The sequence below is a fragment of the Mediterranea sp. An20 genome (assembly GCF_002160055.1).
GTDB lineage: Bacteria > Bacteroidota > Bacteroidia > Bacteroidales > Bacteroidaceae > Bacteroides > Bacteroides avicola.
Map to the genome: position 1 here is coordinate 137,192 of NZ_NFJV01000002.1, position 12,839 is coordinate 150,030.

General features: G+C 50.1%; 12 protein-coding genes. 6 read left to right on the forward strand and 6 right to left on the reverse strand.

The features are described from left to right. Nucleotides 1–57 precede the first annotated feature (57 nt). Entirely contained in the window at nucleotides 58–1,734 is a 1,677-nt protein-coding gene (locus tag B5F34_RS01960; protein ID WP_087334509.1) for a nucleoside kinase, read from the reverse strand. 83 nt (nucleotides 1,735–1,817) lie between these two features. Between B5F34_RS01960 and B5F34_RS01965 the strand changes: the two genes are divergently transcribed. After that, nucleotides 1,818–3,515 (forward strand): Na/Pi cotransporter family protein, encoded by a 1,698-nt coding sequence (locus B5F34_RS01965; RefSeq protein ID WP_087334511.1) that lies wholly within the window; start codon nucleotides 1,818–1,820, stop codon nucleotides 3,513–3,515. 84 nt (nucleotides 3,516–3,599) lie between these two features. On the opposite strand, the gene rd is transcribed toward B5F34_RS01965, so the two are convergent. From rd to B5F34_RS01980, 3 genes are all read right to left on the reverse strand, one after another. Next, nucleotides 3,600–3,761 (reverse strand): rubredoxin, encoded by a 162-nt coding sequence (gene rd / locus B5F34_RS01970; protein WP_087334513.1) that lies wholly within the window; start codon nucleotides 3,759–3,761, stop codon nucleotides 3,600–3,602. A 106-nt stretch (nucleotides 3,762–3,867) separates the two neighbouring features. Further along, on the reverse strand, nucleotides 3,868–4,929 hold the full coding sequence (gene buk / locus B5F34_RS01975) for a butyrate kinase (RefSeq protein WP_087334515.1): 1,062 nt from the start codon (nucleotides 4,927–4,929) through the stop codon (nucleotides 3,868–3,870). 2 nt (nucleotides 4,930–4,931) lie between these two features. Next, the gene (locus B5F34_RS01980) at nucleotides 4,932–5,852 is read right to left on the reverse strand and encodes a phosphate acyltransferase (RefSeq protein WP_087334517.1); all 921 of its coding nucleotides are present in this window, start codon (nucleotides 5,850–5,852) and stop codon (nucleotides 4,932–4,934) included. A 209-nt stretch (nucleotides 5,853–6,061) separates the two neighbouring features. Here B5F34_RS01980 and B5F34_RS01985 point away from each other — a divergent pair, with 209 nt between their 5' ends. Further along, nucleotides 6,062–6,391 (forward strand): multidrug efflux SMR transporter, encoded by a 330-nt coding sequence (locus tag B5F34_RS01985; RefSeq protein WP_087334519.1) that lies wholly within the window; start codon nucleotides 6,062–6,064, stop codon nucleotides 6,389–6,391. A gap of 91 nt (nucleotides 6,392–6,482) precedes the next feature. Here the strand turns inward: B5F34_RS01985 and B5F34_RS01990 are convergent, their stop codons facing one another. Beyond that, nucleotides 6,483–7,253: an ABC transporter ATP-binding protein gene (locus B5F34_RS01990; protein WP_087334521.1), complete on the reverse strand. Its 771-nt coding sequence runs from the start codon at nucleotides 7,251–7,253 to the stop codon at nucleotides 6,483–6,485. Between the two features lie 34 nt (nucleotides 7,254–7,287). Beyond that, complete coding sequence (locus tag B5F34_RS01995) at nucleotides 7,288–8,028, reverse strand: ABC transporter permease (protein ID WP_087334523.1); 741 nt, start codon at nucleotides 8,026–8,028, stop codon at nucleotides 7,288–7,290. A 103-nt stretch (nucleotides 8,029–8,131) separates the two neighbouring features. On the opposite strand from B5F34_RS01995, the gene lptB reads away from it, so the two are divergent. The 4 genes from lptB (at nucleotide 8,132) to clpX (ending at nucleotide 12,788) form a co-directional block, all read left to right on the forward strand. Continuing rightward, nucleotides 8,132–8,890 (forward strand): LPS export ABC transporter ATP-binding protein, encoded by a 759-nt coding sequence (gene lptB / locus B5F34_RS02000; protein WP_087334525.1) that lies wholly within the window; start codon nucleotides 8,132–8,134, stop codon nucleotides 8,888–8,890. 379 nt (nucleotides 8,891–9,269) lie between these two features. Then, the gene (gene tig / locus B5F34_RS02005; protein ID WP_087334527.1) at nucleotides 9,270–10,625 is read left to right on the forward strand and encodes a trigger factor; all 1,356 of its coding nucleotides are present in this window, start codon (nucleotides 9,270–9,272) and stop codon (nucleotides 10,623–10,625) included. A gap of 245 nt (nucleotides 10,626–10,870) precedes the next feature. Next, a complete protein-coding gene (clpP, locus tag B5F34_RS02010; RefSeq protein WP_087334529.1) occupies nucleotides 10,871–11,533 on the forward strand; it encodes an ATP-dependent Clp endopeptidase proteolytic subunit ClpP in 663 nt (220 codons plus the stop codon). Between the two features lie 13 nt (nucleotides 11,534–11,546). Beyond that, nucleotides 11,547–12,788 carry an ATP-dependent Clp protease ATP-binding subunit ClpX gene (gene clpX / locus B5F34_RS02015; protein WP_087334531.1) on the forward strand — a complete coding sequence of 414 codons (1,242 nt, stop codon included), beginning with the start codon at nucleotides 11,547–11,549 and terminating at the stop codon, nucleotides 12,786–12,788. Nucleotides 12,789–12,839: the final 51 nt, after the last annotated feature.

A 12,839-nucleotide genomic window follows, 5' to 3' on the forward strand; every position in this document is an offset into this window, starting at 1 on the left:
GCCGGGCGCTTGGCACCCGGCTGCTTAGCGGCTGGCAATTCTTTATATGTTGCCCTGTCAGTATTTGAAGCTGCTTCCGCCCAGGAATTCGCGCAACAGTGATGTGGGGGGAAGCTCCTTGTCCTGCACGGGAGTGAAGTATTTAATGAACTTCAGCAGGCGGTAGGCTTCGGCATATTCCGGGCAATTGCGCGGCACAGTGTTCAGGATGGGCTCTACGTGGGCACGCAGTACGGCCAGTTCGAACAGCAGGGCCGAGTTGAACATCACGTCGGCGTTTTCCTGGTAGGGGAATATCCATTTGTCTTCGCCGGCACGTACACTGGGCCAGCGTGAGATGGTTTCACGTGCCGAGTAGCCGCGGTAGTTATAGTCGCGGATAATGCGCCGCAGCAAGCGGTTGTCGGTGGTAGGAATCCAGTTGTGGTCGTCCAGCGAGATAGTCGTCAGTGCGGAAACATAAATCTTGTACTTGTTTTCGGCAGGAATTTGTGGGGTCAGCTCCGGGTTGAGGGCGTGTATGCCTTCGAGGATGAGGATGGTACGGTCGTCGATGCGCAGCTTTTCGCCGCGGAATTCCTGTTTCCCCGTGTTGAAGTTGAAGCGGGGCAACTCCACCTCTTCGCCGCGCAGCAAGGCTTGCAGCTGTCGGTTGAAGAGTCCGAGGTCAAGGGCGTAAAGCGATTCATAGTCGTAATTGCCGTCGGCATCCAGCGGAGTATCTTCGCGGTTCACGAAGTAATCGTCCAGCGAGATAGGGTAAGGATGCAGTCCGTTGGTCATCAACTGCACCGAGAGCCGTTTGCTGAACGTGGTTTTGCCCGACGAAGAAGGTCCTGAGATGAGCACCAGCGAGGCATGGTGTCCTCCTTCCTGGTTGCGGGAAAAGATTTCGTCGGCGATTTGGGCAATTTTTTTCTCCTGCAAGGCTTCAGCCACGTTGATGAGGTCGGTAGCGTGTCCCTGTTCGCAGGCGCGGTTGAAGTCGCCCACGTTGCTCAGTCCCATGATGTGGTTCCAGCGCAGGTGTTCCTTAAATATATCCAACATCTTCTCCTGCTTTATCATCTCGTCCAGTTTATTGGGACTCTCTTTGTTGGGGATGCGCAGCAGCAGGCCGTCGTAATATTTCACGAGGTCGAACAGATAGATAAATCCGGTGCTGGGCAGGAGGTTGCCGTAGTAGTAGTCTACAGTGCCGTCCAGCGTGTAATAGAAGGTGTAGAGCGCTCCCGAAGTTTCCAGCAGTTTCACCTTGTCGTTCATGCCCCGTTCGCTGAACACGCGCACGGCTTCGGTGGTGTGGCATTCGGTGCGGTGGAAGGGGATGTCCTGTGCGATGATTTCCTGCATGCGCTGTTTGATGGCAGCCACGTCTTCCAGTTCGATGGGGCGGCCGATGCGCAGATTGCAGAAGTAACCTTTCGACACCGGATGCTCTACGTAGAGTTTTCCCTGGGGAAAGAGTTCGCTGACAGCCTTATAGAGGATGAAACAGAGCGAACGGACGTAAGTGCGCATGCCCGATGGGTCGCGCACGTCGAGAAATTCGACGTCTTTGTTGTTATAGACTCTGAAATTGAGTCCTTCGGAACGGTTGTTGACCTTGGCGCTTACCACTTGATAGGGAAAATCAAGATTAAATCCATAATAAATATCCAAAAGTGTGCTTCCAGCAGGGAAGTCTTTTGAAATATTATTATTTTTGCAACAGATTTGTAACATGTGTTTCATTCGTCCTCTTCTTTTAAGTGATTTGTCCGTTAAAGATAGGAGGAAAAAGACTTGGTGCAAAGAAACTCCTTAAATAATTAAAGATGGAATATTCTTTTTATGATTTGTTAAAGCTGCTCGGCTCGCTGGCCTTGTTCCTCTACGGCATGAAGATTATGAGCGAGGGCTTGCAGAAGTTTGCGGGCGACCGCCTGCGTAAGATTCTCACCGTGATGACGACCAACCGTGTGACGGGCGTGCTGACCGGTATGTTGATAACCGCTCTGGTACAGTCGTCGTCGGCTACCACGGTGATGGTAGTGAGTTTTGTCAATGCGGGCTTGCTCACTCTTTTGCAGTCTATCAGTGTCATTATGGGTGCCAACATCGGTACTACGGTGACCGCGTGGATTATTTCGGCCCTGGGTTTCCAGGTAGATATTTCGGCTTTTGCCTTGCCTTTGCTTGCTTTCGGCATTCCGTTGCTTTTCTCACAGAAAAGTTCCCGCAAGTCGGTGGGAGAGTTTATCTTCGGCTTTTCTTTCCTTTTCATGGGGCTGGCTATGCTGCAGGCCAACGCGCCCGATTTGGAGAAGAACCCCGAAATGCTGGCTTTCGTGCAGAATTATACGGATATGGGTTTCGGCTCGGTGTTGCTGTTTGTGCTTATCGGTACGGTGCTGACCATGGTGGTGCAGGCTTCATCGGCCACGATGGCCATAACGCTTATCATGTGCGCCAACGGCTGGATTAGTTTTGAGTTGGGGGCCGCATTGGTGCTGGGTGAGAATATCGGCACGACCATCACGGCTAATTTGGCTGCTTTGACGGGTAATACGCAGGCGCGTCGGGCTGCTTTGGCGCATTTGGTGTTCAATGTGTTTGGTGTCATCTGGGTGTTGTGCCTTTTCCCCTTTTTCACGGGAGCCGTGTCATGGTTTGTGGAGAACGTGATGGGAGTGACTGAGATGTCTGTAGCTGTTCCCTTCAAACTGTCGGCTTTCCATACAGCTTTCAATGTGTGCAACGTGCTGGTTCTGATATGGTTTGTTCGTTTCATCGAACGGACAGTGTGTGCCATCATTCCGCAGAAGGAGCAGGACGAGGAATATCGTTTGCGTTTCATTACGGGCGGCATGCTTTCTACGTCGGAGTTGTCTATCTTGCAGGCCAGCAAGGAGATTCACCTTTTCGCGGAGCGTATCCAGCGTATGTTCGGCATGGTGCGCGATTTGTTGCATACGGAGAAAGACGATGATTTCAATAAGCTCTTCAGCCGTGTGGAGAAATATGAGAACATCAGCGACAGCATGGAACTGGAGATTGCCAACTATCTGAACCAGGTGTCCGAAGGCCGCTTGAGTTCGGAGAGTAAATTGCAAATCCGTGGTATGTTGCGTGAAGTAACGGAAATAGAGAGTATCGGCGACAGTTGTTATAACCTGGCACGGACCATTAACCGGAAGCGGCAGTCGTCTGAAGATTTCACCGAAGGACAGTATCAGCATATTCATACCATGATGAAGCTGGTGGACGATGCGCTTTCGCAGATGATTCTTGTTGTAGAGCGCACGGAGCACCAGCAGGTGGACGTGAACCGTTCATTCAATCTGGAGAATGAAATCAACAACTATCGCAACCAGCTGAAGAATCAGAACATTGTAGACGTAAACAACAAGGAATACAGTTATCAGATGGGAGTTTACTACATGGATATTGTTGCCGAGTGCGAGAAACTGGGCGACTATGTGGTGAATGTGATAGAAGCCAGCACCGATGTGAAAGAGAAAAAATCGGCCTGATTCCGTCAAGCCATACAAAAACGGTTGGCAGTGGGAGCCGCTTCTCCCCTTGTGCCAACCGTTTTTTTGTTTTTGTTCCCTTATTTATTCGCTTGCTTCAAAGTCTTCCTTCCCTACTCCGCAAAGAGGACATAACCAATCGTCGGGTAAGTCGTTGAAGGAAGTTCCGGGTGCAACACCGTTTTCCGGGTCACCCAGTGTGGGGTCGTAAACATAGCCGCATACAGTGCAGACGTATTTTTCCATATTCTTTCTTATTTGTCTTAGTTAATAATAAAATATCAGACTCTCTGTGACAAATAACGTGTGGGAGGGGCTTTTGTTTGTCGGGAGTGTTGCATTTTAAGTTCATTTAGCAATATTCCTGCACCTCCAGTTCGTTGCGTATAGCTCCTATGGCGTTAAGTGCCAAGGCTTCCAATTCGTCTTCACCCGGATAAACATGGACGGGAGCCAGGAACGAGATGCGCTCTGTCAGATGGGAGATGACATAATCAGAATGGGCAATGCCACCCGTCAGCAGGATGGCATCCACGCGGCCGAACAGCACAGCAGACGAAGCACAGATGCTCTTGGCCACTTGATAGATCATGGCATCCAGTACCAGGCGGGCGTGTTCATCGCCTTTCCTGATGCGGTCGGTAATGGCAGGGATGTCTGTAGTTCCCAAATGTGCGGCCAGTCCGGCATGACCTGATATGCGTTTCTTCAGTTCTTCGCGGGTAAAGCGTCCCGAATAGCAAAGGTCGATGAGGGCACCTGCGGGCAGGGTGCCGGCTCTTTCCGGAGAAAAAGGACCTTCGCCGTCCAGTGCGTTGTTCACGTCAATACACCGTCCATGCCGGTGCGTACCGATGGATATTCCCCCTCCCAAGTGGCAAATGATGAGGTCGAGGTCTTCGTAACGCAAGCCTTGTCCGGCAGCGAAACGCCGGGCCACGGCTCGTTGGTTGAGGGCATGCCAAGTAGTGATACGGGGCATGAGAGGTGAACCGGTGATGCGGGCAATTTCATCCAGCTCGTCGGTTACGCCCGGGTCGGCGATGAAAGCCCGGCACCCGGGAATATGCTCGGCCAGATGGGCAGCAATGAGGCATCCCAAGTTGCAGGCATGGGGGCGGGGAGCGTGTATGGCATCATGTAGCATTTTATCATTAATCTCATAGACACCGCCAGGGATGGGCTTGAACAGACCGCCTCTGCCAATAACAGCGTCAAACTGCAGGGGAATGCCGTCGGCTTCCAGTTCGTGCAAGACAACATCTTTGCGGAAATCGAACTGGTCGGTAACGTGCGGAAAGGCTGCGAGCTCTTCCACGGAATGACGGAGGGTACGCACCAGGCGGGGAGTCGTATCGTCGTAAACAGCTATCTTGGTCGAGGTAGAACCAGGGTTGATGGCAAGAATCTTCATAGTTACAGTTTGTTTTCGTTAGATGTAAGACAGGCCATGGCAATGCTATAGTACTTCGATAAGCCAGAGTCGCTGCGCGAGGGCAGCACTACCGGGCATATCGGACCTTGCAAGAGCCCTGCCATGTCGGCGTGGCAGAACAGTGAAACGGTTTTATAGAAAGCATTTCCACTCTCGATGTTGGGGAATATGAGCACATCGGCTTCACCATTGATGGGGGAGACGATGCCCTTGATGTCACCGCTTGTCTTTTCGCAGGCAGTCTTTACGTCCAGTGGACCGTCAATGATGACATTGCCGAACTCGCCTGCCTCGGCCAGTTCCACAATGTTTACATAGTCCAGCGAGTGCGGGAATTTGGCACTGACCTTCTCCGTGCAGTGGATAAGAGCGATACGTGGTTGTGGGATGCCGAAGTGGTGGCAGGTGCGGATGGCATATTGAATCATTTCAATGCGTTGCTGCAGGGTAGGGCGGGGTATGACGGCTGCGTCGGAGAAGAACAGCAGTTTGTCATACGTGGGTATCTGCACCACAGCCAAGTGTGTTAGGATTCGGCCCTTGGGCAGTAATCCCTGCTCTTTGTCGAGGATGGCATGCAGTAGGTTGTCGGTGTTGATGATACCTTTCATCAGAATGTCGGCTCCACCTTCGCGGACAATTTGTACAGCGCGTCTGGCGGCCCTGTCCGGGTCGTCTTCGGGGATGACGTGTACAAAGTCCGGATATTCCTTCAGCGTGGGATAACGTTCCAGAATGGCAGGATTGCCAATCATCAAGAATTCAGCGATGCCTTCCTGCAAGCTGCGTGCGATGGCATATTCCGTATTCGGGTCATTGGCGCAGACTACGGCGATACGTTTCCGCCGGTTCAGGGTCTGCAAGTGTGATGTAAGCTGTTTGAAATTTCGTATGGGTTCCATGGCGTCGGTTTTTGGGCAAATATACGACAAAATGTCGAGAAAATATGTTTCTGCCTGCTGTTTTTTGCACTTTAAGGTGATATTTCGTCAAGAATCGCTGCCCTTTCTCTAAGAGTTGCCTTATTTCTTTCTGCCGGTCCTGTGTATAGGGGAAAATCACTATCTTTGTCCCCGTTTTCTATTATTATCTGTAATCATAAGAAAGCCGTATGAACTGGATTATTCTGATTGTTGCCGGATTTTTTGAGTCCGGTTTCGCATTTTGCTTGGGAAAGATGAAAGAAACTTCTGGCACGGAATACTATTTGTGGGGAGCCGGATTCTTGGTCAGCCTGGCGTTGAGCATGATATTGCTTGCGAAGGCTGTTCAGACTTTGCCCATTGGTACTGCTTATCCCGTGTGGACTGGCATCGGTGCGGTAGGCACGGTATTGCTTGGCATTTTGTTCTTTCATGAACCTGCCTCGTTTCTTCGGCTGTTTTTCATTACGACCCTGATAGCTTCGATTATCGGACTGAAACTGGTGTCGTCGCACTAAACCGTCCGTTTCCTGTCTCCCAGTCCCGGCTTTTCCAATAGGGAGGTGCAATTGCAAGCAGGTGGGAGCATCCGCAGGAAGAGGCCCCTTTTTATCCTTCGATGTTTCGCACTTCCACCTCCTTGACCTTCTTGAAGAGGTCTGATGCGAAGATAAAGTCGTTCAGCTCCTTATTGGTCGAGGTAAAGATGTCGTCCTTCGAGCCTTCCCATGCCTTGCAGCCCCGGTGGATGAAGATAATATTTTCGCCGATGCCCATCACTGAATTCATGTCGTGCGTATTGATAAGCGTGGTCATGTTGTATTCGCGGGTGATGTCATGTATGAGGTCGTCTATGACGAGTGATGTCTTCGGGTCGAGACCGGAGTTGGGTTCGTCGCAGAAGAGGTATTGCGGGTTCAGTGCTATGGCCCGGGCTATGGCTACTCGCTTTTGCATACCACCGCTGATTTCGCCCGGGAATTTACTGCCTGCGTCGGTAAGGTTGACGCGGTCCAGGCAGAACTGGGCTCGTTTGGTACGTTCGCGCAGTGTGTCGTTGGAGAACATGTTGAGCGGAAACATCACATTCTCCAGTACGGTCATCGAGTCGAACAGGGCGGCACTTTGGAAAATCATGCCCATTTCACGGCGCAGCGCTTTCTTTTCGTCTTTGCCCATAGCCAGGAAGTTGCGCCCGTCGTACAGCAGTTCGCCGCGTTCCGGAGTGAGCAGCCCGACGATGCATTTCATCAACACTGTTTTTCCCGAGCCGCTTTGTCCGATGATGAGGTTGGTCTTTCCGTTCTCGAAAGTAGAGCTGATGTCTTTCAGTACTTCTTTACCGTCAAACGACTTATAGAGTCCTTTTAGTTCTATCATAATAGTTTTTTTGATTGTTAAATAATGAAAGATGTCAGCTGAGCAGTTGCGTCATTACCAGGTCGGCAAACAGGATAAGCACGCTGCTCGTTACTACCGCATCCGTCGATGCCTTGCCCACGGCGATGGAGCCGCCTTCTACCGTATAGCCGAAGAATGCAGATACGCTGGAGATGATGAAAGCGAAGACGACGGATTTGATGATGCCACCCCATACGTACCATTCCACGAACATGTACTGCAGGCCGTATTCCAGGTCTACGGCATTCATCATGTGTCCGAACCAGCAGGTGCAGAAGGCGCCTATGATGCCTGCAAAAATGCTGAACACCACCAGGATGGGAATCATGGTCACCATAGCCGTGATTTTGGGCAGGATGAGGTAGTTGGCCGAGTTGACGCCCATGATTTCCAGCGCGTCAATCTGTTGGGTCACCCGCATGGTTCCCAGTTCAGAGGCGATGTTCGAGCCTACCTTACCCGCCAGTATAAGACACATGATGGACGAGGAGAATTCCAACAGCATGATTTCGCGCGTCACGTAGCCTACTGTCCATCGCGGCATCCACGGGCTTTCGATGTTCAGTTTGATTTGTATGGTAATTACGGCACCGATGAAGAATGAAATCAGCAGCACGATGCCTATGGAGTCGACACCCAGTTTGGACAACTCGGCCCGGTATTGCCGGAAATACATATACATACGCTCGGGCCGCGTAAAAGTGCGTCCCATCAGCATGAAATATCGGCCTATGGTTTGAAGTGCTTTGCTCATAATGAATGATTTTGTCTGCAAATGTACGGCTTTTCAGCTTATTTTTGCTACATTTGCCCCGGTTTCAACCCAAATAGGGCATAGATTTAGAAAGATTAAATATATGGAAGAAGACAACAGAATGGTGCTCCGCACAGAGGATTTGGTGAAAAAGTACGGCAAGCGCACAGTCGTCAGCCACGTTTCCATCAATGTCAGGCAGGGAGAAATCGTTGGTCTGCTGGGACCTAATGGTGCGGGCAAGACCACATCGTTCTACATGACCGTAGGACTTATTACCCCCAACGAAGGACGTATCTTCCTGAACGACCTCGACATTACTAAATATCCGGTTTATAAACGCGCCCAGTCCGGCATCGGCTATCTGGCGCAAGAAGCTTCCGTGTTCCGCCAGATGAGTGTGGAAGACAATATCATGTCTGTCCTTGAGATGACCGGCAAGCCTTTGGCCTACCGTAAGGAGAAACTGGAGAGCCTTCTGTCGGAATTTCGTATTCAGAAAGTGCGCAAAAACAAGGGCAACCAGCTTTCCGGTGGCGAGCGGCGACGGACTGAAATTGCCCGTTGCCTGGCCATTGACCCCAAATTTATCATGCTCGACGAGCCGTTTGCCGGTGTCGACCCTATTGCCGTAGAAGATATCCAGCAGATTGTGTGGAAACTGAAGGACAAGAACATCGGCATCCTCATTACCGACCACAACGTGCAGGAGACGCTGAGCATCACCGACCGCGCTTACCTGCTGTTTGAAGGGAAAATCCTTTTCCAGGGTACGCCCGAGGAATTGGCAGCGAACCAGGTTGTGCGTGAGAAGTACTTGAGTAACAGTTTCGTCTTGCGGCGCAAGGATTTCATGGTGTAAGGAGGAGCGCAGAAAAGGCATGTGCCCGTCTGCATCGTCCGGACTGGAAAGGTATTTCGGCCCTGCTCCTTATAGATACCGACCCTGCTTCTTGTACCTTTCAAGTTTGCTTTTTCTATATAAGCTACCATCATAGAGGAGAAAGGAGAAGGCAGATAGGAGGACTTTGCGGATGATAATTGTTGTCAATCAGTTGAATACGCCTGTTAAGAAAATGATGTAGAGAGCAAATGCTTGTTTGTGGCGTGTGGCAAGTCCCTTTAGTTGCCTGCTCTTCATTTTTTTCACATATTCTTTTTTGATAATTAAAAGATTAACGCTACTTTTGCACGCTCGTTTGGAAAAATATAAGTAATAAATCAAATAAATAATCGTCAGAATGAACGTTTCGTTACAAAACAAGGACAACGTAAGCGCATTGCTTACTGTGAAGCTTGAAAAGGCTGATTACCAGGAAAAAGTAGACAAGGCACTGAAGGATCTCCGTCGTAAGGTGCAGATGCCGGGTTTCCGCAAGGGGATGGTTCCCGTCGGCTTGATAAAGAAAATGTATGGCAAGTCTGTATTGGCTGAGGAAGTGAATAAACTGCTTTCTGAAACCATCTACAAATATATACAGGATAATAAGGTGAATATGTTGGGAGAACCTCTTCCCAATGAAGAAAACCAGAAAACCATTGACTTCGACACGCAGGAAGATTTTGAGTTCGTATTCGACATCGCCCTGGCACCCGAATTCAAGGTGGAAGTGTCTAAGGAAGATAAGGTGGACTACTATGACATTGAGGTGACCGACGAAATGGTGGATGCTCAGGTCAAAATGTACACCCAGCGTAACGGTAAGTATGAGAGCGTAGATGTGTATGCAGACAATGACATGCTGAAAGGTCTGCTGGCCGAACTCAACGACGACGGCACCGTGAAGGAGGATGGCATCCAGGTGGAAGACGCCATTATGATGCCTTCTTATATGAAGAACGACGACCAGAAGGCTATCTTTGCCAATGCCAAGGTGAACGACGTGCTCGTGTTCAACCCCCATACTGCTTGGGACGGCAACGCTGCCGAACTGGCTTCGTTGCTCAAAATCGACAAGGAAAGTGCCGGTGAACTGAAGTCTAACTTCAGCTTCCAGGTGAATGAAATTACCCGCTTCGTGCCGGGCGAACTGAACCAGGAAATCTTCGATCAGGTGTTCGGTAAGGATGTCGTGAAATCCGAAGAAGAATTCCGCACCAAGGTGAAAGAGGCTATCGGTGTACAGTTCGGAGCCGACAGCGACTACAAATTCCTGCTCGATGTCCGCCAATACCTGATGAATAAGGTGGGTAAACTGCAATTCCCCGATGAACTGCTGAAGCGCATCATGCGCCTGAACAATCAGGACAAGGACGAAAAGTTCGTGGAGGAAAACTATGACAAGAGCATCGAAGAACTGACTTGGCACCTCATCAAGGAACAGTTGGTAAAAGCCAACGACATCAAGGTGGAGCAGGGCGACATCACTGAAATGGCCAAGGAAGCTACCCGTGCCCAGTTCGCTCAGTATGGCATGCTGAATGTGCCTGAAGAACTCCTGGACAATTATGCGAAGGAGATGCTGAAGAAGAAAGGTAGCGTGGAAGGACTGGTGAACCGCGTCATCGAAAGCAAGCTGGCTTTGGCTCTCAAGGAGCAGGTGACGCTGGAAAACAAGCCTATCTCGGCTGCCGATTTCAACAAAATGTTTGAGTAACTTAGAACCGGGTCTCTGCCGCTTCAGGTTGCCGCAGCAGGTTGAATGCGGCGGGGCTTAACTAATCATGTAATCAGACCATAGCTTTTGCCTCTCCCCTCAGAGGGGAAAAAGAGAGGGCATGGATGACGCAGAGTTCGCAGGTAAACACAGAATAGATCAGTCATTTTTGCGTTTATTTGCGTGGGTCTGCGTCTTCTGTGTTCGCTCGGAGCAAAATCGAGTGGAATAAGGAGAAAGAAAATATGAATGATTTCAGAAAATATGCCACTAAGCATTTGGGCATAAACAGCATGGTGCTCGACGATGTTATAAAGTCGCAGGGCGGGTATCTCAATCCCTATATCCTGGAAGAACGCCAGCTCAACGTGACGCAGTTGGATGTGTTCTCGCGCCTGATGATGGACCGTATCATCTTTCTGGGTACGCAAATCGATGATTATACGGCCAATGTGTTGCAGGCGCAGTTACTTTATCTGGATTCTGTAGACCCGGGCAAGGATATTTCTATCTATATCAACTCGCCGGGCGGTTCGGTTTATGCCGGATTGGGCATCTATGATACAATGCAGTTTATCAGCAGCGATGTGGCTACCATCTGCACGGGCATGGCTGCCAGCATGGCGGCAGTGTTGCTTGTGGCTGGCGCTGAAGGAAAACGTTCGGCGTTGACACACTCGCGCGTCATGATTCACCAGCCGCTGGGGGGGGCGCAAGGACAGGCTTCGGATATTGAAATCACTGCCCGCGAGATTCAGAAAATCAAGAAGGAACTTTATACCATCATTGCCGAACACTCTCATACGCCTTACGATAAGGTATGGGCGGATTCCGACCGCGACTATTGGATGACAGCCCAGGAAGCTAAGGATTATGGCATGGTGGACGAAGTGCTGGTAAAGAAATAAAATAAATGCATGTATGGCAGATTCGAGAAGAAATAAAAACCGTTGCAGCTTTTGCGGCCGTTCGGAAGATGAGGTAGGCTTTCTCATCACAGGCATGAATGGATTTATCTGCGATTCATGCGCGATGCAGGCCTATGAAATCACGCAGGAAGCGATGGGGAAAAAAAATGCGGGCGCTTCAAGCTTGAACCTGAAAGAATTGCCCAAACCCCAGGAGATAAAAGCTTTTTTGGACCAATATGTCATTGGCCAGGATGATGCCAAGCGTTATCTTTCCGTATCGGTTTATAATCACTACAAGCGTTTGTTGCAGAAAGACAGCGGTGATGATGTGGAGATAGAAAAGTCCAATATTATTATGGTGGGAAGTACTGGTACGGGAAAGACGCTGCTGGCGCGCACCATTGCGAAGCTGTTGCACGTACCTTTCACCATCGTAGACGCCACGGTGCTCACCGAGGCCGGTTATGTGGGCGAAGACATCGAAAGCATCCTGACCCGTTTGTTGCAGGTGGCTGATTACAACGTGCCCGAGGCAGAACGGGGCATCGTTTTCATTGACGAGATTGATAAAATTGCCCGCAAGGGGGATAATCCGTCTATTACACGCGATGTCAGTGGCGAAGGTGTGCAGCAGGGACTGCTGAAACTGCTCGAAGGCTCAGTGGTGAATGTGCCGCCTCAAGGAGGACGCAAGCACCCCGAGCAGAAAATGATTCCGGTGAATACAAAGAATATCCTTTTCATCTGCGGAGGGGCTTTCGACGGCATCGAAAAGAAAATTGCACAACGTCTCAATGCTCACGTGGTGGGGTATAATGCCGTGCGTAGCGCTGCCAATATTGACAAGAATAACCTGATGCAGTATATCGCTCCGCAGGATTTGAAGGCATTCGGACTTATCCCTGAGATTATTGGTCGTCTGCCGGTACTTACTTATCTCAATCCGTTGGACCGTACTGCTATGCGGGCCATCCTCACCGAACCCAAGAACTCCATTATTAAGCAATATGTCAAGCTGTTCGAGATGGATGGGGTGAAGCTGGCTTTTGAGGATGCTGTCTATGAGTATGTGGTTGATAAGGCCATCGAATACAAATTGGGAGCACGCGGACTGCGCTCTATCGTGGAGACAATTATGATGGATGCCATGTTCGAAATCCCTTCCGAACAGAAAGATACTTTTGTAGTGACATTGGATTACGCCAGACAGCAATTGGAAAAAGCAAATGTGGCCAGACTACAAAATGCTTAAAATCAATAGATAATGCGCAGCAGTAAAGCCTGCTCGGAGATTCTTGCAAAA